The organism is Janthinobacterium sp. ROICE36 (assembly GCF_002869965.1).
Classification (GTDB): Bacteria; Pseudomonadota; Gammaproteobacteria; order Burkholderiales; family Burkholderiaceae_D; genus Janthinobacterium.
Genome location: NZ_PEBS01000020.1, coordinates 43,206 through 63,836, shown reverse-complemented (window position 1 = coordinate 63,836; position 20,631 = coordinate 43,206). Strand labels below are relative to the sequence as shown.

The following is a 20,631-nucleotide window of genomic DNA, read 5'->3' as shown; positions in this document are numbered from 1 at the left end:
ACATCGATGCAACGCACATTGTCCTGCCTGGCAGCCCTGACCTTGCTGGTGGGCGCCAGCAACAGCGTGCTGGCGGCCGGTGCCGACCTGGGCCAGGCAGTCAAGCAACCCACCAACTGGACGGCGATCACCATGTTCGCCGTCTTCGTCATCTTCACCCTGTTCGTCACCAAGTGGGCGGCCGCGAAGACCAAGTCGGCCTCCGATTTCTACACGGCCGGCGGCGGCATCACGGGCTTCCAGAATGGCCTGGCCATTGCGGGCGACTATATGTCGGCCGCCTCCTTCCTGGGTATTTCCGCCGCCGTCTTCCTGAACGGTTACGATGGCTTGATCTACGCCATCGGCTTTCTCGTCGGCTGGCCCATCATCACCTTCCTGATGGCCGAGCGCCTGCGCAACCTGGGCCGCTACACGTTTGCTGATGTGGCCGCCTACCGCTTCAAGCAGGCGCCGATCCGCATTTTCTCGGCTTCCGGCACCCTCGTCGTGGTGGCGTTCTACCTGATCGCGCAGATGGTGGGGGCGGGCCAGCTGATCAAGCTGCTGTTCGGCCTGGAATACTGGATCGCCGTCGTCCTGGTCGGTACCTTGATGATGATTTACGTACTGTTTGGGGGCATGACGGCCACTACCTGGGTACAGATCATCAAGGCCGTGATGCTGCTGGGGGGCGCCACCTTCATGGCCGTTGCCGTGCTGGCGCAATTCAACTTCAGCCCGGAAGCGTTGTTCGCCAAGTCGGTGGACGTGCACGCCGCCAAGGAAGCCATTATGGGTCCCGGTTCCTTCATCAAGGACCCGATCTCGGCCATCTCCTTCGGCATGGCGTTGATGTTCGGTACGGCCGGCTTGCCGCACATCCTGATGCGTTTCTTCACGGTGCCGAGCGCCAAGGAAGCGCGCAAATCCGTATTCTGGGCCACCACCTGGATCGCCTATTTCTACATCCTGACCTTCATCATCGGCTTTGGCGCCATCGTGCTGGTCAGCACCAATCCCGAGTTCAAGGATGCTGCCGGCAAGTTGCTGGGTGGCAATAACATGGCGGCCGTGCATCTGGCCAAGGCGGTGGGCGGCAATGTCTTCCTCGGCTTCATGTCGGCTGTCGCGTTTGCCACCATCCTGGCCGTCGTGGCTGGCTTGACCCTGTCGGGCGCATCGGCCGTGTCGCATGATCTGTATGCCACTGTCATCAAGAAGGGCAAGGCCACGGGCGCCAACGAATTGAAAGTGTCGCGCGTGACGACGATTATTCTCGGCATCATCGCCGTGGTGCTGGGCATCGCTTTCGAGAAGCAGAACATCGCCTTCATGGTCTCGCTGGCCTTCGCCATCGCCGCCTCGGCCAACTTCCCCGTGCTGTTCATGTCGGTGCTGTGGAAAGACTGCACCACGCGGGGCGCCACCATCGGCGGCTTCCTGGGCTTGACCACGGCCGTGGCGCTGACGGTGGTGTCGAAGTCCGTATGGGTCGATGTGCTGGGCCATCCGGCGGCGCTGTTCCCGTATGCCTCGCCAGCGCTGTTCTCGATGACGGCAGGCTTTGTCGGTATCTGGCTGTTCTCGGTGCTCGACAGGAGCCCCCGCGCGCGCATCGACCGCGCCGGCTACGAAGCGCAGCAAATGCGTTCGGAAACGGGCATCGGCGCCTCTGGTGCCAGTGCGCATTGATGGCGTAGTTAGTTATTGAAGGAAACAATGCCCGGCTTGCCGGGCATTGTTGTTTTAGCGTACCGCCTAGCGTGCTTACTTTGCCCGGTGCAGGGGAATCACGCCCGCCGCCAGCGGCGGCGCACCCGGCGTCGCGTCGAGTATCGATGCCAGCGTCACCGTGTCGAGCACGGCCAGGAAGGCAGTTGTGGCCTGGCCCAGCTTGGCTTTCAGCAAGCAATCGGGCGTCAACGGGCAAGTGTTGTTTTCCTTGTTAAAACATTCCGCCATGAAAAAATCGTTTTCCGTCTCGCGCACCACCGTGCCGATATTGATCTCGGCCGGGTCGCGCGCCAGGCGCAGGCCGCCGTTACGCCCACGCACCGTTTCCACGATGCCTGACAGGCCCAGTTGGTGCACCACCTTCATCAAATGATTCTTTGAAATGGTATGCAGGTCGGCGATGTCCTGGATGGTGACGAGGCGGTCACGGTGCACGCCCAGATACATCAGGGTGCGCAGGGTGTAGTCGGTATAGGCAGTCAGTCGCATGGGGTTCGCTTATAAAGATGTGGATTACATCCTTGTTTTATCCGCCAGCATACAGCAGAGTGCCTGGCCATCGCCACCGCCATGTGACTTGCACCGTCACTTTTCAGCCTGGAAAGACAAATTTGGTTGCCTTTCACTTAAATGCGTAGTAAATTTTCATATTGTTGCCCTGGCAAACAGCTCGCAAGCCCTTTGTGGCCCTTTTGACGTGGATTTTATTGATGAAAATCAAGAGGATGGTGAGACAATAAGGTAAATTTACTACAAAATGGATGATGGGCGTTTCCCGGGCCGGGGAGCGCGTACTACGCAATCTGTGCGGTGCCAACGTGGCCGCCCCAGGAAATGAATACCATGCAAATGAATGAAGTGAAAGACGAGCTGCTGAGCAGCGATATCCGCCAACTGGGCCGTCTGCTGGGCGACGCCATCCGCAACCACCTGGGCGACCCCGCCTTCGAGCGCATCGAGCATGTGCGCCAGCTGGCCATCCGTTTTCGCCGCGACAATGATGAAGTGGCGCGCGCGCAACTGTCGGACGCGCTGCAAGCGCTGTCGCAGGAAGAAACCACGCAATTGACGCGTGCGTTCAGCTATTTCTCGCTGCTGGCCAACATTGCAGAAGACCAACACCACATCCGCCGCACGCGCGCCCATTTGATCGCCGGTTCGCCGCCGCGCCAGGGTAGCCTCAGCCATGCCGTCGGCAATGTGTTTGACGCGGGCAAGGCCGATGCGCTGGAAACCTTCTTTGAAGATGCGTTTGTCAGCCCCGTCTTCACGGCGCATCCGACGGAAGTGCAGCGCAAGAGCATCCAGAATTGCCAGATGGCCATCGCCCGCTTGTTGAGCGAGCGCGACCGCGTGCAAATGACGCCGGAAGAGGCGGAGCAAAACGAAGAAGCGCTGGGCCGTGGCATCGTCACCCTGTGGCAGACGCGTCTGCTGCGCACCAGCAAACTGTCCGTCATGGATGAAGTGGCGAATGGCCTGTCGTTCTACGACCACACCATCTTGCGCGAATTGCCGAAACTGTATTCCTCGTTGGAAACCATGCTGGCCCAGCGTGATGCCCGCTGGAAAGATGCGGAATTGCCCAATTTCATGAAGGTGGGCAGTTGGATAGGCGGCGACCGCGACGGCAACCCCTTTGTCACGGCCGACATCCTGCGCAGCACCCTGCAGACGCAGGCCGACAAGGTACTCGACTTTTATCTGGGCGAATTGCGCAAGCTCGCTTCGCAACTGTCGCTGGCGCAAATCTTGAACGCCTGTAGCGAGCCGCTGCGCGCGCTGGCCGAACGCTCGGCCGATGCCTCGCCGCACCGGGTCGATGAACCGTACCGTCGCGCCCTGCATGGCATCCATGCGCGCCTGGACGCCACGCGCGTGGTGCTTTCTGGCAAGGGCAAGCAAGCCGAAGGCGTGCGGCCTTACGCTGCCGCGTTTGAATTGCTGGCCGACCTGGACGTGGTTCAGCATTCGCTCGTCAGCAATGGCTTGCGCGCGCTGGCGCGTGGCCGGCTGCGCCAGTTGCGCCGCGCCGTCAAGGTCTTCGGCTTTTCGCTGGCGCCGCTCGATTTGCGCCAGAATTCCGACGTGCACGAGCGTGTCGTGGATGAACTGTTTGCCGGCGCACAGCCGGGCCTGGTCTATCTGGACCTCGATGAGGAGCAGCGCATCGCCGTGCTGCTGGCCGAACTGGAGTCGCCACGCCTGCTGACGTCGCCGTATGCGCAATATTCGGAGGAAACCACCTCCGAACTCGACATCTTCCGCGCCGTGCGCGCAGCCCACGTCAAATATGGCCGCGAATCGGTGCCGAACTGCATCATCTCGAAGGCGGCCAGCGTCTCGGACTTGCTGGAAGTGGCTTTGCTGCTGAAGGAAGTGGGCTTGCTGCGCCAGGATAGCCGCGAAGTGGATGTCAACATCATTCCCCTGTTCGAGACAATCGACGACTTGCGCGCCGGCCCCGCCATCATGGCGCGCGCCTTCGGCTTGCCGTTCTACCGGGGCTTGCTTGCGTCGCGCGCCGACCAGCAGGAAGTCATGCTCGGCTACTCGGACAGCAACAAGGACGGCGGCTTCCTCACCTCGGGCTGGGAACTCTACAAGGCCGAGATCGAGTTGGTGACAGTATTTAAAGAATATCAAATCAAGCTGCGATTGTTCCACGGGCGTGGCGGTTCCGTCGGGCGGGGCGGCGGCCCCAGCTACGAAGCCATCCTGGCCCAGCCGGCAGGCGCCGTGCAAGGACAAATCCGTTTGACGGAGCAGGGCGAAGTCATCACGGCCAAGTATGCGAACCCCGAAGTAGGGCGCCGCAACCTGGAAGTGCTGGTGGCCGCCACCATTCAGTCGACCCTGCTGCCGCAGGCGCAGCTGCAGCCGAAGGCCTCGGCCGGTGCGGGCCACCTGGCCGCAATGGAAGAGCTGTCCGGCACGGCCTTGAACGCTTACCGCGACCTCGTGTATGGCACGGAAGGATTCGAACAGTATTTCTGGGAATCGACGGTGATCGCGGAAATTGCCGCGCTCAATATCGGCAGCCGTCCCGCCTCGCGCAAGAAATCCAAGTCCATCGAGGATTTGCGCGCCATTCCCTGGGTCTTGAGCTGGGCGCAATGCCGCTTGATGCTGCCGGGCTGGTTCGGTTTCGGTTCCGCCGTGCAAGCTTACCTGGCCGCCCATCCCGCCGACGGGGCGGACGTGCTACGCGGCATGTACACGGATTGGCCATTCTTCACGTCCTTGCTGTCGAACATGGATATGGTGCTGGCCAAGAGCGACATCGCCATTGCCGGCAAGTATGCGGAACTGGTGAAGGACAAAGCCTTGCGCGAGGCCATCTTTACCCGCATCCGCGCCGAATATGCGGCCACCCTGGACGCCTTGAAACTGATCACGGGCCAGGAAGAGTTGCAGCAAGCCAATCCGTTGATGCAGCGCTCGATACGCAACCGTTTCCCGTATATCGACCCGCTCAATCACGTGCAGCTGGAGCTGTTGAAACGTTTCCGCGAAGGAAAACAGGATGCGGCGGCGCGCACGGGCATCCATCTGTCGATCAACGGCATCGCCGCGGGTTTGCGGAATAGTGGTTGATTCTTTTTAACCCAACGACAAATGCCGGGGTCAGACCTTAAGGTCTGACCCCGGATGTTGCACTTGGGTTGCTTTTAAGTAAAACAACAAGGAGACAGCATGACCATCAAAGTTGCCATCAATGGCTATGGCCGCATCGGCCGCAATGTCTTGCGCGCGTTTTATGAAGGCGGCAAGCAGCAAGATATCGAGATCGTCGCCATCAACGACCTGGGCGATGCCAAGTCGAACGCGCATTTGACGCGCTACGACACGGTGCACGGCAAGTTTCCCGGCGTCGTTACCATCGACGGCGACAATATGATCGTCAACGGCGACCGCATCCGCGTCTTCGCGCAGCGCGACCCGGCGCTGATACCCTGGGGCGAACTGGGCGTGGACGTGGTACTCGAATGCACGGGTTTCTTCACCACCAAGGAAAAAGCCTCGGCCCACTTGAAGGGGGGCGCAAAGAAAGTCATCATTTCCGCGCCGGGGGGCAAGGATGTGGACGCCACCATCGTGTTTGGCGTCAACCAGCACGTGCTGAAAGCCTCGGACACGGTTATCTCGAATGCTTCGTGTACGACGAATTGCCTGGCGCCACTGGTAAAACCGCTCAACGACGCCATCGGCATCGAATCGGGCCTGATGACCACCGTGCACGCCTACACGAATGACCAGGTATTGAGCGACGTGATGCATGAAGACTTGCGCCGTGCCCGCTCGGCCACGCACTCGATGATACCCACCAAGACGGGGGCGGCGGCCGCTGTCGGCCTGGTCTTGCCTGAACTGAATGGCAAGCTGGACGGCTTTGCCATCCGCGTGCCGACGATTAACGTTTCGCTGGTGGACCTGTCCTTCATCGCCAAGCGCGACACCACGGTCGAGGAAGTCAATGCCTTGCTGAAAGCAGCCTCTGAAGGCGCGCTGAAGGGCATTTTGACGTACCAGACGGAACTGCTCGTTTCCATCGACTTCAACCACAACCCGGCCTCGTCGAACTTCGATTCGACTCTGACCAAGGTCGCGGGTCGTCTCGTGAAAGTGTCGTCGTGGTATGACAACGAGTGGGGCTTCTCGAACCGCATGTTGGACACCACGGTTGCCCTGATGGCGGCCAAGTAAGAACGTAGTACCGCTGAACCAGCGCACCAGGACGGCCGGCCCACAAGGCTGGCCCTTGTAGCAATTTATTATAGAAAGCAGCACACCATGACCATGCAAGTACAGCAACGCGCCACCAAGATCGTTTCCACCATCGGCCCCGCTTCGAACGATATCGATACCCTGGTCCGCATGTTCAAGGCCGGCGTCGACGTCGTGCGCCTGAACTTTTCGCATGGCAAGGCGCAAGACCATATCGACCGCGCCCGCATGGTGCGCGAAGCGGCAGCGCTGTGCGGCCGCGAAGTGGCCATCATGGCCGACTTGCAAGGTCCGAAGATTCGCGTCGGCAAGTTTGAAGAAGGCAAGATTTTCCTGGAAAACGGCATGAAGTTCATCCTTGACGCGAAATGGGGTGAAAACGGCGAGCTGGGTAATCTGGAGCGCTGCGGCCTCGACTACAAGGAATTGCCGCGCGACTTGCGCACGGCCGACGTATTGTTGCTCAACGACGGCCTCATCGTCCTGACGGTGGATAAAGTCATCGGCAGTGAAATCCACACGACCGTGAAAATCGGCGGCGAATTGTCGAACAACAAGGGCATCAACCGCCAGGGCGGCGGCTTGTCGGCCCCGGCCCTGACGGCGAAAGACATGGAAGACGTGAAAACGGCGATGAGCTTCCAGGCCGATTACGTGGCCGTGTCCTTCCCGAAAAACGCCACCGACATGGTGATGGCGCGCCAGCTGGCCAATATTGCCGGCGAAGCGTGGGACCACAAGCCGATGATGATCGCCAAGATCGAACGCGCGGAAGCCATTCCTGCCTTGCAGGAAATCCTCGACGCGTCCGACGGCATCATGGTGGCGCGCGGCGACCTGGCCGTCGAGGTGGGCAATGCGGCCGTGCCGGCCCTGCAAAAGCGCATGATCAAGATGGCGCGTGCGTCTAACAAGCTGGCGATCACGGCCACGCAGATGATGGAATCGATGATCGTCAACGCCGTGCCGACGCGCGCGGAAGTGTCGGACGTGGCCAATGCCGTGCTTGATGGCACGGATGCCGTCATGACGTCGGCGGAAACGGCCTCGGGCCGCTATCCGATCGAGACGGTGGAAGCCATGGCCGCCATCTGCCTGGATGCGGAAAAATGGGATACCTGCAAGCTGGACGCCGATTTCCTCAACGCCACGTTCTCGCGCATCGACCAGTCGATCGCCTACGGCGCCCTGTTTACGGCCCACCACCTGCGTGTGAAAGCCATTGCCACCCTGACGGAATCGGGTTCCACGGCACTGTGGATGAGCCGCTGCAACATCGACATCCCCATCGTCGCGCTGACCCCCAGCGTGGGCACGCGCCGCAAGCTGGCCCTGTACCGCAACGTCAGCACCCTGGAATTGACGTCCGGCACAGACCGCGACCAGGTCTTGCAGCAGGCGGAAGATTTGCTGCTGGAACATAAGGTCGTGAGCAAGGGCGACACCGTCGTGCTGACCTGGGGCGAGCCGATGGGCAAGGTGGGCGGCACGAACGCACTGAAAATCATGAAGATCGGCCAGCACTGATCGTATTACTGGCCTCATCACTGGCCGACAGTCGCCTGCAGTCTGAAGAATGGCTGAAAGACAGACGTTTGGCCACGCACTGCAATGGCAGATGCCCAATCTGCCATTGCAGTGGCCACATTTCCGTGTCAGCATGGTTTCCTAGTCTTGTTAGGCGCATCCGGAGCTCATGATGACTGCATACTTGCCTGCCTTGATCTGGTCGCTGTCGGCCTTCGCTTGCTTCTTCATTGCCAAACGCCGCTCCTTGAAAACAACGGCTGTCAGGGCCATCCTGGTGGTGTTTCTGGGGCCGTTTGCCATTCCCTTCGTGCTGGCCGCAAGGCCAGAGACACGCCATCGGGCATAATCGCCCGCGACCAGCTGATCGACGACGACAGTATATACAGCACTAGCAGCCACGCTGAAACAACAGTTTCCAGGGATGGGCAGGCGCCGGCATTGACGCCGGAGGCAATGGTTTGTGATAATGAGAATTATTATCAATTAGCCGCGCCTTGCCTTGAGCGCATCGGAGTCCCTAGTGAACATTGCGCAGTCCGGCGAAACCATCGCAGTCATTTACAGCAATCATCATGGCTGGCTGATGCGCTGGCTGCGCGCCAAGCTGCAGTGCGCCGACCATGCGGCCGACCTGGCGCACGACACTTTCCTGCGCCTGCTGACGGCGCCCCAGGATGGCCGCCAGCCTCTGCATGAACCGCGCGCCTATCTGACGACGGTGGCGCAGCGCTTGTTGATCGACCATTACCGGCGCCTTTCTCTGGAGCAGGCCTGGCTGGAAACCCTGGCGCAGCAGCCCAATCTGCTGATGCCGTCGCCGGAAGAGCGTTTGCTGGTGCGCGAAGCCTTGCAGCGCATCGATGCCATGCTCGATGGCTTGCCGCCGCTGGTGCGCAGCGCCTTCCTGCTGGCGCATGTGGACGGCCTTGCTTATGGGGAAATCGCCCGGCGCCTGGCGGTGAGCGAACGCAGCATCAAACGCTACATGGTGCAGGCGTTTGAACGCTGCATCGTGCTGATCCTGTGAGCGCCAGCACGACTGCCATCGATCCGCGCGCCGCGCGGGCGGCAGCGCAATGGCTGGTGCGCCTGCACGGGGGCGCCTTGAATCCCGTCGAGCAGCAAGCGTTCCAGGCCTGGCGCGCCAGCGATCCCGCGCACGAAACGGCGTGGAAGCGGGCCGAGCTGGTGTGCAGCACCCTGGCCAGCGTGCCGCCCGCGCTGCGCCAGACGGCGGACGCGGCGCCGCAGTCGCCGCAGCGGCGTGCCGTGCTCTACGGCCTGGCCGGGCTGATCGCGGCCGGGCCGGCGCTGTGGCTGGCCAGCCAGTTCGCACCGTGGCAAGTGTGGCAGGCTGCGATCCGCACGGCGAGGGGCGAAATCCGCCACATGACATTACCGGATGGCACGCAACTGGTGCTCAACACGGACACGGCCATCGATGTGCACTTTGACGACGCGGCGCGGCAGATCGTGCTGCATGCCGGGGAAATCCATGTCGGCACGGCGCATGACGCCGCCATCCCGGCGCGACCGTTCATCGTGCGCAGCAGCAATGGCGCCGTGCGCGCGCTGGGCACGCACTTCAGCGTGCGCCAGGGCGGCAGCGTGCTGGCGCCGCGCACGCAGGTGGCTGTCAGCGAGGGCGCCGTCGAGATCCTGCCGGCGCAAGCGCCCGATGCCTTGCGCAGGGTCGAAGCGGGTCAGCAGGGCAGCTTCGATGACGTGGCCGTTGCCCCCTTGTCGCCGCTGGCGCCGCACGCTGCCGGCTGGCTGCAGGGCGTGCTGATCGCCGAGCGCATGCCGCTGGGCGAGGTGCTCGAACAGGTGGCGCGCTATCGCTACGGCGTGCTGCGCTGCGCTCCGGCGCTGGCCGCCATGCCCGTGGATGGCATTTTCCAGCTGAACGACCCGGACAACATACTGCTCTTGCTGCAGCGCTCCTTGCCGATCCGGCTGGCGCGCCGCACGCGCTATTGGATCAGTGTCGAGGCGGCTTGACGCAATGTGCGAAATTTTCAGCTTGCCTGTCCCTTTTTTCAGATTGCTTCGTCATACAAGGTAGAGAACGAACAATCCGAACCATCGAAAGGGTCCACATGGCTTTGCAGTACCGCAGCTTGACAACAGCACGACTGACGCTCCATCCCACCACCGGCGCCGTGCGCGCCGCGCTGGTCCTGCTCCTCGCCGTGGGCGCGGCTAGCGCCAGTTTGCCGCAGGCGGCGCTGGCCGCCGAGTCCAGCCCGGCCGCCAATGTGCGCGACTACAATATTGCTGCCGGCAGCCTGCGCGGCGCGCTGGCATCGTTTGCCATCGCCGCCGGCGTCAACCTGTCCACGCAGGGCGAGGCGCTCGACGGCCTGGCGACGCCAGGATTGCAGGGCCGCCATGGCGTCTCCGCCGGCCTGCAAAAACTGCTGCAAGGCAGCGGGCTCGAAGTGCTTGAAAACGGCAATGGCAATTACCTGTTGCGTAAAAGCCATGTCAGCGCGGCCGACGGTGGCCTGGACAGCATGCCCGCCGTGATTGTCAGTGCCGAGGCGGACCGCGCCACGGAGGGCACGGGTTTATACACGTCGAGGAATATGTCGACGGCCACGGGCTTGAACCTGTCGCAGCGCCACACGCCGCAAACGGTCAGCGTCATTTCGCGCCAGCAAATGGAAGATTTCGATTTGACCACCTTGCAGGACGTGGCGCGCGCCACGCCCGGCCTGTATGGCAAGACGCAAGGCGTGTCCGACCAGGAAACCACGTATTTTGCGCGCGGTTTCGCCTTGAGCCACGTGAATGTCGATGGCTTGCCGCTCGATGTCACGGGTTTTAATGAACGCAACGTCTCCGCCGACATGCTGATGTACGACCGCGTGGAAGTGGTGCGTGGCGCCACGGGTTTGATGGAAGGGGCGGGCGCGCCGTCGGGCAGCATCAACATGATACGCAAGCGTCCCACGGCCACGCCCTTGCTGAACGCGTCTGCCCACCTGGGCAGCTGGAAGGAACGGCAATTGACGGTCGACGCCAGCAATGCCCTGAATGACTCGGGCAGCCTGCGCGGCAGGGTAGCGGCCAGCTGGCGCGACAGCGACAGCTTTGTCGACGTGGTCAACAATACCAACGGCACCGTATATGCGATCGTGGAAGCGGACCTGACGCCATCGACCACGGCCGGCATCGGCTTTTCGCGCCAGCACAGCCGCACCGACGGCGTGTTCGTCGGCTTGCCGACCTTGCCCGATGGCCGCCACAGGGACTTGCCACGCTCGACCTTCCTGAACAATGCCGATTCGTTCCAGAAACGCGACAACAACGTCGTCTTCGCCGACCTGGAAACGCGCCTCGACAAGGGCTGGCGCAGCCGCTTCGCCATCACGCACATCGATGCCTCTTCCTCGACGCGCAATACCACCAACAGCCGTGTCGATGGCGAAATGTATTTGCTGGAACAGTCGGAAACGGGCTGGAAGTACAACACGCGACAAGTGGTGGCCGACTGGCGCTTGAGCGGCCCCGTCACCTGGTTCGGCCGCCAGCATGACGTCATCGTCGGCGCCAGCTACCGCCATGACGATTCGGACGCGGGCCAGAGCTGGGAAGGCGCGAAAACGCGCGTGTTCGATCTCCGCCAGTGGAATCCCCGTGCCTACCCTATGCGCGGCGCGCCGTTCGAGCCCTACAACTGGGGCCGCAAGACGGACGAGAAGGGCCTGTATGTGGCCGGCAACTTCAGCCTGGCCGATCCGCTGCGCCTGGTGCTGGGCGGGCGCTTCGGCTGGTATGCGCAGGATGTCACGGGCTGGTATTCCACTAGCCCCACATGGCGCCGCAGCCTGACGGAAAACGCCAAGTTTACGCCGTATGCTGGCATTGTTTATGATGTGGATCAACATCATTCCCTGTATGCGAGCGGCACGCAGATTTTCCAGCCGCAAAGCGTGCTCGATGTGCGCGGCAATACCTTGCCGCCTTTGAACGGCACCAATCTGGAAGTGGGCGTGAAGGGCGAGTATTTCGGCGGCCGGCTCAATGCCGGCGGCGCCTTGTTCCGCATCAAACAAAACAACCGCGCCATGGCCGATGAAGTCAATTGCCCGACAGGCGGCGCCATCTACTGCGCCCGCGCTGCCGGGCAGGTGCAAAGCGAAGGCGTCGATCTGCAATTGTCGGGCTCGCCTCTGCCGGGCTGGCAGATCGCGGGCGGCTACACCTATGTGCTGGCCAAGTACACGAACGATAGCGTGGCCGCCAACATCGGCCAGCGCATCGCCACGGACGAGCCGAAGCAATTGTTCAAGCTGTACACGACTGTGCAGCTGAGCGGCAGCCTGGCGCGGTGGAATCTGGGTGCGTCCGTCTACGCGCAAGACAAGATTTACCGCCGCGACCAGGCTTTTCTGACGCAGCAGGGCGGCTACGCCATCGTCGGGCTGACGGCCGGCTACCGCCTGAGCGAGCAGTTGCAGCTGCGCGTGAGTGTCGACAATGTGCTGGACCGCCGCTATTACCAGGGCCTGGGCTATTCCTGGTCGGGCGGGCTGGAGCGCTACGGTGCGCCGCGCAGCGTGCTGGTTTCGCTGAACTACAAGATGTAACGGCTGTGCTTGCAGAGCGCGTCCCTCGCGGCGCCTCTGCTACACTGCCGCCGTTCCCATTTTTTACTGTTCCCATGTCCGCCACACCTGCCCTCACGCCCCTGAAAAGCGCTTTTCAGCAATCGCGCGCCGAGAATAACATCGAGCTGATCCTGCCCGCACTGCTGCCCGCGCAATTGCACGTCGTCATCGGCGGGCAAAGTGAGCAGATCGATCTGTTCCTCGTGCCATCGCCCAATCCCGAGCGCCAATGCGTGACGGTGGCGGAAGATCCGGTTTTCCTGGCCGGCATTGCGTTTCCCAACATTCCCGTGACGGGTGCACAATTGGTCGCGTCGATTCCACCCGAGATCGAAATCGTCCTCCTGCATGGCGATGGCGCCAATTACCTGACGCGCGAGCAACTGGCGTGGTTCCGCGGCATGCTGGCGCCAAACGCTTGAGCGGCATGCCCGCCAGGCTTTGCAAGCCGGCGCGCGCCGAATGGATCCGTTTTTCGCCGGCCGACGATGCAAGCTCCCATGCGGCGATGATGGCCAATCTGCGTCCCGTGCTGTGGCGCCGCGTGCTGCTGGGCGGCTGCGCCCTGATCCTCGCCTTTGTCCTGCAAGCCGTCTGGCGCGATGTGTCGTACGCGGGCGATGCAGTACTGCTGCTCCTGCCGGCACTGGCCGCCTGGATCATCGGCCTGGTCCTGCTGCCGGATAGCAATCTGTCTTTTCATGTCGAGATCAACGACGCCGGCCTGTTGCTGCGCCGGGTGGCGCGGCGCCTGCCCGGTCATGAGAAGGAGCTGCAGCTGGCGCTGCAGCAGATACGCGAACTGGAGGTGCTCAGCTACGCGGGCGCGGTGAATGTGTACCGCGGCGTGCCATCGATGGCACGCCTGGAGCTGCTGCTGCACACCACCCTCAAGGACTGCCCGCTGATCCGCGTGGTGGGCATGGATTTGCCCGTGCCGCAGCGCTGGTCGTTGCGGCAGATCAAGGACGAGCTGAGCCGCCGTTGTACGCTGGCCGGTATTGCTGTGGCCGTGCGAGCCGGTCCGTCCTATCAGGCATCTTCTGCGATACGCGCGCAGTGGCCGCCAGCCTGAGCGGCGGGGCCTTGTCGCATCTGGGCCGCAGAATATTATCTTTATTGCCATAATATTGCTGAAGTCCTATGAATATTTTCTCAAAGCAACTATACTCAAGGTTCTTTAAAAAATCATCGTCACGCTGGCGGCCAGCTATCCGCGTCAGAGTTCGCACGTATTCCGCTTCTTCTCTCTGAACGAGCACCTTTCCCCCGCGCGGCAGGCGCGGGCGTGATGACCGAGTCTTGCCCTGGTCGACTGCTGCCGTTGTCATTTTTGCTGTGTTGCCGCTTTACTAAAAAGCCTGGCACCGGCGTGCGGTGCGCAGTCATGTTTAGCGACGTCACGTTTCACTTACCTTATGCCACGACAGTATGCTTAGTTCCATGTTTGATGTATCGGACAACACGCTTGCCTATATTTACGGCACGCACAATGTCTGGCTAGTGCTGTTTTCCATCGGCATCGCCATCTTTGCCTCGTTCATGGCGCTGCAGATCGCCGGCATGGCGCGCAGCAGCGAGCGCGGCTTCCAGCGCCAGACCGCCATCATCACGGGCGCCATCGCATTGGGCGGCGGCATCTGGTCGATGCACTTCATCGGCATGCTGGCCTTCGACATTTGCACGCGCGTGTCCTTCGAGCCCAGCCTGACCTTGCTGTCCATGCTGCCAGGCGTGGCCGCTTCGTGGGTGGCGCTGAACCTGCTGGCGCGTCCGAGCATCAACTGGCGGCAACTGGTGGTGGGCGGCGTGCTCGTCGGCGTAGGCATCGGTTCCATGCATTACAGCGGCATGGCCGCCATGCAGACTTCGCTGACCCTGCACTACGAGCCGTGGCTGTTCGCGCTGTCGCTGCTGGTGGCTGTCGTCATGGCCATGCTGGCGTTGTGGATACGCTTTGGCCTGAGTGCCTTGCGCCAGCGTCTCAGCCCGCTGGCGGCGCTGTTGGTCAGCAGTGTCGTCATGGGCATGGCCATTTCCGGCATGCATTACACGGGCATGCTGGCGGCGCGCTTTTCCGGCACCCCCACGGCAGGCAAGAACACGATTACCGTGCAAGCCTCGTTCGTGGCCCTGGCCGTGGCACTGATCACCGTCACCCTGACCGTCTTCGTGGCGGCCGCGAATGGCTTGCTGCGCTACCGCCAGTTGCTGCGCCACGCCAGCGCCAGCGAATCGCGCCTGCGCGCCATCGTCGATACGGCAGCCGATGGCCTGATCACCATCGATGGCCAGGGCAAGGTGCGCTCCTTCAATCGCGCCGCGGAAAGCCTGTTTGGCTGGCGCGAAGCGCAGATCGTGGGGCGCGACGCCAGCGTGCTGCTGCAACCGGCCGACGCCGCCGAGTACGAGGGTTATCTGCGCGACTACCTGGAAACGGGCGCCTCGCGCATCCTTGACAGCGGACGCGAACTCGATGGCCGCCACAAGGATGGCACGGTACTGCCCATGCGTGTGGCGATCGGCAAAATCGACACGCCGGGCCAGCCCCTGTTCGTGGCCTTCGTGACGGACATGCGTTCCTCGCGCAGCATGGAGCAGGCGCTGAAGGACAGCGAGCGCCAGTACCGCACCCTGATCCGCAATATTCCCGGCGTGTCCTTTCACTGCAGCTTCGCGCCCGAATGGAAGATGATCTTCATCAGCGATGCCGTCTTCAACCTGACCGGCTGGATGCCGCAGGACTTCATCGAAGGGCGGGTCAGGCTGTTCGACCTCGTGCATCCGGATGACAGCCAGCGCGTCAACGACACCTGCGTGCAGGCGGCCGGCGAACGGCGCGATTTCGAGAACGTCTACCGCCTGATCCACCGCGACGGGCGCGAGCGCTGGGTGCGCGAAAGCAGCGGCCCCGTGCTCGATAATGATGGCGTGGTGCGCTGGATCGACGGCGTCATCCTCGACATCACGGAAAGCGAATTGCGCAACGCCGAATACGAAGGCAAGGTGACGGCCATCTCGCGCGCGACGGCCGTCATCGAGTTCGATCTGCAAGGGCGCATCCTGGCGGCCAACCAGAACTTCCTCGACCTGGTCGGCTACCAGCTCGATGACGTGCTGGGCCTGCACCACAGCATCTTCTGTGAACCGGACTACGTGACCTCGCCGGACTACATCGCCTTCTGGCAGCAGCTGGCGAATGGCCAGTTCAACACGGGCGAGTACAAGCGCATCGACAAGGATGGCCGGGAAGTGTGGATACAGGCCTCGTACAACCCGATCTTCAACACCGACGGCAAGCCGTTCAAGGTGGTCAAGCTGGCCACCGACGTCAGCGAACGGCGCGCCATGCAGGAAAACCTGCGTGCGGCGAAAGACCGCGCCGAGCTGGCCGCCGAATCGAAGACCAGCTTCCTGGCCAACATGAGCCATGAAATCCGCACGCCGATGAACGCCATCATCGGCTTTACGGAAGTGCTGCTGGGGACAGCTCTGGACAGCCTGCAGCGCCGCCATCTGGGCACGGTGCGCCAGTCGGCGCGTTCCTTGCTCGAACTGCTCATCGACATCCTCGACATGGCCAAGCTGGAAAAAGGCGCCACCGAGCTGGAACTGGTGGACTTTTCGCTGCCCGACCTGGTCGACCACGTGGCCGCATCCCTGCGCATCACGGCGCAGGCGCGCGACCTGGTGCTGCATGTGGATGTCGATCCGGGCATGGGCCAATTCTTCCTGGGCGACGCGCGCCGGGTGCAGCAGGTGCTGACGAATCTGATCGGCAACGCCGTCAAGTTCACCGAAGTGGGCCATGTGCGCGTGGCTGTCGGCATGCAGGGCGAACAGGTGCATATCGCCGTGCACGACACGGGCATCGGCATCCCCGCCGACCGCCTGGACAAGATCTTCGCCCCGTTTACGCAAGCCGATTCTTCCATGAGCCGCCGCTTTGGCGGCACGGGCCTGGACACGACGATTTCGCTGCAGTTGGTCGAACTGATGGGGGGCACCATCACGGTGGAAAGCACCCTGGGCGTGGGCAGCGTATTCCACGTGCTGCTGCCGCTGGCACCGGGCAAGGCCGTGGCGCGCCGCAGCGAGCAGCCCGTGGCGGCCTTGCCGCCGCTGCGCATCCTGGCGGCAGACGACGTGCCGCAAAATGTGGAGCTGCTCCTGATCAGTCTGGGCGCGGCCGGCCACCAGGTGATCGCCGCCAGCGATGGCGAGAGCGCCGTGCGCGAGTTCAGCAAAGGCAGCTTCGACGTCGTCCTGATGGACGTGCAGATGCCGCGCATGGATGGCCTGGAAGCGACGCGCCTGATCCGTGTGTACGAGCGCGAACAGGGCCTGAAGGCGACGCCCATCATCGCCCTGACGGCCAGCGTGCTGGAACAGGACCGGCGCGCCGCGCAGGCGGCGGGCATGAACGGTTTTGCTTCGAAACCGCTGGAAATGCACAAGCTGACGGCAGAAATTGCCCGCCTGCTCGATATCGCCGTGGCCATGCCGCCGCCTTCGTCCGGCGCGGCGGCGCGTGCAGCGGCAGGCCAGGTGGACTGGCAGCGCGGCATCGCCCTGTGGGGCGGCCGCGAGGCCTTGCAGCGGGCCATTGCGCGCTTCGTGCAGGCCAATGGCGATTGCGCCGCCATGCTGGCCGCGGAGCTGGAACGTGGCGGCAGCAGCGTGGCCGGCCACTTGCTGCACCGTATCAAGGGCGCGGCGGGCAACCTGTGCCTGGTGCAGGTGGAAAGCCTGTTGGGACGCATCGAGCAAGCCATCGCGCGCCAACTGCCGGCGACCGAATTGCTGGTGCAGCTGGCCGCCGCCTTCATGGCGCTGGCCGGCGAGCTGGAGGAGGGCAGCATGGCGCCTTTGGTGCCGGCCAACGCAAGGCCTGATGCCGCCACACCCCTCGATGCGTCCGCCTTTGGTGCCTTGCTGCGGCAAGCCATCGCCAGCCTGGAAGGCGGACAGCTGGACGACGCCCTGATGGCGCAGATTACCGCCATGCTGGCGCCGCACGGCCAGCAGCAGCGCCTGCAGGCGCTGGCCAGCGCCATCGATGACTTTGAATTTACGCGCGCCGCGGGCGTGCTGCGCCAGCTGCTGACGTGGCTGGAAGCACCAGCGCCAGCCGACCTTTCCTGATATTGGGCCAACGATGACCTTACACGAAGACAAACCGATCCTGCTGCTGGTGGACGACGAAGCGACGAATCTGCAGGTGCTGCGGCAGATATTGCAGAACGATTACCGCCTGCTGTACGCCAAGGATGGCGAGAAGGCGCTGGAACTTGCGCAGAACAACCCCGTTGAGCTGATCCTGCTCGACATCATGATGCCCGCCATGACGGGCTACGAGGTATGCCGCCAGCTCAAAGCCATGCCGGCCACTGCATCCATTCCCGTCATTTTTGTCACCGCCCTGTGCGACGTGAAGGACGAGGCGGACGGTTTTGACGCCGGCGCCGTCGATTACATCACCAAGCCCGTCAGCCCGCCCATCGTGCGCGCCCGCGTGCGCACGCATTTGTCGCTGGTGGACGCCGAGGAATTGCGCCGCTCGCGCCTGCAGGTAATCCAGACCCTGGGCCAGGCGGCCGAATACAAGGATAACGAGACGGGCATGCACGTCATCCGCATGAGCTATTACGCGCGCCAGCTGGCGCTGGCGGCCGGCTACAGCGCGGCGCAGGCGGAAGATTTGCTCAACGCGGCCCCCATGCACGACGTGGGCAAGATCGGCATCCCCGACGCCATCCTGCAAAAGCCGGGCAAGCTCGATGCGGAAGAATGGAAGGTCATGCGCAGCCATGCGGAAATCGGCGCGGCCATCATCGGCGAGCACGCGGGCGGCCTGTTGAAAATGGCGCGCATCATCGCCCTGACGCACCACGAGAAATGGGATGGCAGTGGCTATCCGCAAGGCTTGCAAGGCGAAGAAATCCCCCACGAAGGCCGCATCGTCGCCATCGCCGACGTCTTCGACGCCCTCACCAGCGAACGCCCGTACAAGCGCGCCTGGACGGTCGAAGAGGCCATCGCCACCATGCAGCGCGACAGCGGCACGCACTTCGACCCGCAGTTGCTGGCGCTGTTCGTGGAACACTTGCCGGCCATGCTGGAAATTAAGGAGCAGTGGCGCGAGCCGGTGTAGGGAAACGGCAATCGCCTAGTCAGGCAGCCGCAAAATCCGCCGAATCTCCAGGATCGCCTGCGGGCTTTCCTGCACGCTGTGCCAGGACGGGATGACTTTTTCCGACAGCGCGCCATCGAGGTGGGCGCTGGCGTAGGGCACCACGCCATCGCTCGATTCCGCCAGCGGCAGGTCCGGCGTGTCGTTGCCCATGATGGAGTAGTAGCGCACTTTCGGGCTGATGGGCAGGCCGGCCACCAGGCGCACGAACGGGTCCTTGTCGCTGAGGTTATCGATGCTGTTGGGGATGCGCAGCGGCTCGCTGCTGCCCGTGTCGAGCTGCGCCAGGCTGCCGGCCGCGTCGGACAATTGCTCGAGCATGTTGATGGGTAGTGTGATCAGGTTGGCGATCCAGCGCGCCACCTTGTGGTTGGCGAACGAGGTGCCGCGATGCGGCGCGGCGATGAAGATGGCGCGGTTCACCTGCGGCATGGCCGTGAAATTGAGGTAGGGCGCCAGTCCGGCGCGTACTTTTTCCGCCTTCTGGCCCTTCAAATTATATTCTTCCGTGATGGCGTCGAGCAGGGTGTTGCTGGCGTCCGAGACCATCAGGCGCGCCAGCACGCCGCCCATGCTGTGGCCGATCAAGACCATGTCATTCGCGGCGTCGGCCTTGGCAGTAGGGTCGAATTGCGCCAGCGTCGCGCTCAGCGCCTGGCGGATGGCGGCGTTATTTGCCGCCAGCGGCGCATTGCTCGGGTAGTACACCTGCCAGATCTGGTAGCGGCGCCGCAGCTGCTCGTCGCCCATCAGTTCATTTGCCACATTGATCCACGCTTCCGGGCTGCTGGCCAGGCCGTGCAGCATGACGATGGTGCGCTTGTTCGGGTCGTAGGGCTGCATCAGGTGCACCTGCGGGCGCGAAATGCCGTCGGCGCGGCCGAACAGGGTGCGCAGCGCCTGCACGCCGAAGCCTGAACGGGCCAGCCACAGGCCGTAGCCGGCCGTGAAGTTGGCCGCCACGGGCAGGTCCTGGCCCGCCATGCGCGTCGACTCGCTGCGCGTCGGGTCGACCAGCATCACCATCAGTTGCTGCGTGGCCAATACCTCCTGCAGGCTGTTGCCGTCGAAACGGATCAGCGCCGTGACGACGGGGAAGCGGGTTTCCTGGTAGGGCACATACTCGCCTTTCGATGCGCCTGGCTTGGGCATGACGGCGACCAGGTCGGCGCCGAAGCCGTCGCGCCGGTACACATTGCGCAGGCCGGAAAACGACAGCGAGGTGGCTGGCAGCAGTTCTTCTGGCAGGGTGCCGTCTTCGGGCAGGCGCAGGGCCGACAATTCGCTGTCGATCTGCCAGCCGGCGACGCGGATCACATGGCCGTCGGGGCGATACTCGCCGCGGTGGCGGAACAGGTTGCCGACGGCTTTCTGCACGGCGTAGTTATAGTAGTCGCGGATCTGCGTCTGGCGTTCCTCAAAGGCGCGCTGGCCCGGCGTGCGCGTCGTGTAGAACAGGTAGGCATAGGCGTAGCGGGCCGACTCCAGCCAGGCGGCCAGCAATTCGGCGCTGGCATGGCCCCCTTGCTTCTCTTCCGCCAAGGCGCTTTCCAGCCACAATTCGGACAGCGTGGCCAAGCGCTGCTCGTCGCTGAGCAGATCGGAGCGGGCCAGGTCGGCGCGGCAGCTGCCCGTATTGGCTACGCAAGCGGCGATGTCGCTGCCGATAATGCGCAGCACTTCGTTGGCCGAGGCACTGAGCTTGCCCGTGGTGAGGATGTCGCCGCGCCGCTGCTGCAGGTAGTCGGCGGGGGAGATCGCGCTGACGGTGACGGCGGCGCAGCCGCTCAGCAGCAGTGCAGCGCACAGCAGGGCGCATACGCGCAGGCGCCGCGTCAGCATAGTGGG

Annotated in this window: 14 protein-coding genes; 12 read left to right on the top strand and 2 right to left on the bottom strand. The window is 63.0% G+C overall.

Features of this window, described 5'->3' with window-relative positions; genetic code table 11:
- The first annotated feature begins 6 nt into the window (after positions 1 to 6).
- A complete protein-coding gene (locus CSZ94_RS10845) occupies positions 7 to 1,674 on the top strand; it encodes a cation acetate symporter (RefSeq protein ID WP_102121504.1) in 1,668 nt (555 codons plus the stop codon).
- Between the two features lie 75 nt (positions 1,675 to 1,749).
- Here CSZ94_RS10845 and CSZ94_RS10840 read toward each other — a convergent pair whose 3' ends face one another.
- Positions 1,750 to 2,205 (bottom strand): RrF2 family transcriptional regulator, encoded by a 456-nt coding sequence (locus tag CSZ94_RS10840; protein WP_102121503.1) that lies wholly within the window; start codon positions 2,203 to 2,205, stop codon positions 1,750 to 1,752.
- Between the two features lie 354 nt (positions 2,206 to 2,559).
- Between CSZ94_RS10840 and ppc the strand changes: the two genes are divergently transcribed.
- The 11 genes from ppc to CSZ94_RS10785 all read left to right on the top strand — a co-directional run bounded on the left by ppc (position 2,560) and on the right by CSZ94_RS10785 (position 18,744).
- On the top strand, positions 2,560 to 5,313 hold the full coding sequence (gene ppc / locus CSZ94_RS10835) for a phosphoenolpyruvate carboxylase (protein WP_219725996.1): 2,754 nt from the start codon (positions 2,560 to 2,562) through the stop codon (positions 5,311 to 5,313).
- 99 nt (positions 5,314 to 5,412) lie between these two features.
- On the top strand, positions 5,413 to 6,423 hold the full coding sequence (gene gap / locus CSZ94_RS10830) for a type I glyceraldehyde-3-phosphate dehydrogenase (RefSeq protein ID WP_102121502.1): 1,011 nt from the start codon (positions 5,413 to 5,415) through the stop codon (positions 6,421 to 6,423).
- An 87-nt stretch (positions 6,424 to 6,510) separates the two neighbouring features.
- A complete protein-coding gene (pyk, locus tag CSZ94_RS10825; protein ID WP_180977431.1) occupies positions 6,511 to 7,971 on the top strand; it encodes a pyruvate kinase in 1,461 nt (486 codons plus the stop codon).
- A 169-nt stretch (positions 7,972 to 8,140) separates the two neighbouring features.
- Positions 8,141 to 8,320 (top strand): hypothetical protein, encoded by a 180-nt coding sequence (locus CSZ94_RS27585; RefSeq protein WP_146009783.1) that lies wholly within the window; start codon positions 8,141 to 8,143, stop codon positions 8,318 to 8,320.
- 174 nt (positions 8,321 to 8,494) lie between these two features.
- Positions 8,495 to 9,001 (top strand): sigma-70 family RNA polymerase sigma factor, encoded by a 507-nt coding sequence (locus CSZ94_RS10815; protein ID WP_102121500.1) that lies wholly within the window; start codon positions 8,495 to 8,497, stop codon positions 8,999 to 9,001.
- Positions 8,998 to 9,975 carry a FecR domain-containing protein gene (locus tag CSZ94_RS10810; RefSeq protein ID WP_102121499.1) on the top strand — a complete coding sequence of 326 codons (978 nt, stop codon included), beginning with the start codon at positions 8,998 to 9,000 and terminating at the stop codon, positions 9,973 to 9,975. Before CSZ94_RS10815 ends, CSZ94_RS10810 begins: the two co-directional genes overlap by 4 nt.
- A 119-nt stretch (positions 9,976 to 10,094) precedes the next feature.
- Positions 10,095 to 12,569, top strand: a complete 2,475-nt coding sequence (locus CSZ94_RS10805) for a TonB-dependent siderophore receptor (RefSeq protein WP_258000914.1) — start codon at positions 10,095 to 10,097, stop codon at positions 12,567 to 12,569.
- Positions 12,570 to 12,643: 74 nt separating this feature from the next.
- Positions 12,644 to 13,012, top strand: coding sequence for a hypothetical protein (locus tag CSZ94_RS10800; RefSeq protein WP_102121497.1), 369 nt, complete (start codon positions 12,644 to 12,646; stop codon positions 13,010 to 13,012).
- Positions 13,013 to 13,017: 5 nt separating this feature from the next.
- Entirely contained in the window at positions 13,018 to 13,665 is a 648-nt protein-coding gene (locus CSZ94_RS10795) for a hypothetical protein (RefSeq protein ID WP_102121496.1), read from the top strand.
- Between the two features lie 368 nt (positions 13,666 to 14,033).
- Positions 14,034 to 17,735, top strand: coding sequence for a PAS domain S-box protein (locus CSZ94_RS10790; protein ID WP_258000913.1), 3,702 nt, complete (start codon positions 14,034 to 14,036; stop codon positions 17,733 to 17,735).
- 13 nt (positions 17,736 to 17,748) lie between these two features.
- The gene (locus CSZ94_RS10785) at positions 17,749 to 18,744 is read left to right on the top strand and encodes a response regulator (RefSeq protein ID WP_102121494.1); all 996 of its coding nucleotides are present in this window, start codon (positions 17,749 to 17,751) and stop codon (positions 18,742 to 18,744) included.
- Positions 18,745 to 18,759: 15 nt separating this feature from the next.
- Here CSZ94_RS10785 and CSZ94_RS10780 read toward each other — a convergent pair whose 3' ends face one another.
- Positions 18,760 to 20,625 carry an esterase/lipase family protein gene (locus CSZ94_RS10780; RefSeq protein WP_102121493.1) on the bottom strand — a complete coding sequence of 622 codons (1,866 nt, stop codon included), beginning with the start codon at positions 20,623 to 20,625 and terminating at the stop codon, positions 18,760 to 18,762.
- Between the last annotated feature and the right edge of the window lie 6 nt (positions 20,626 to 20,631).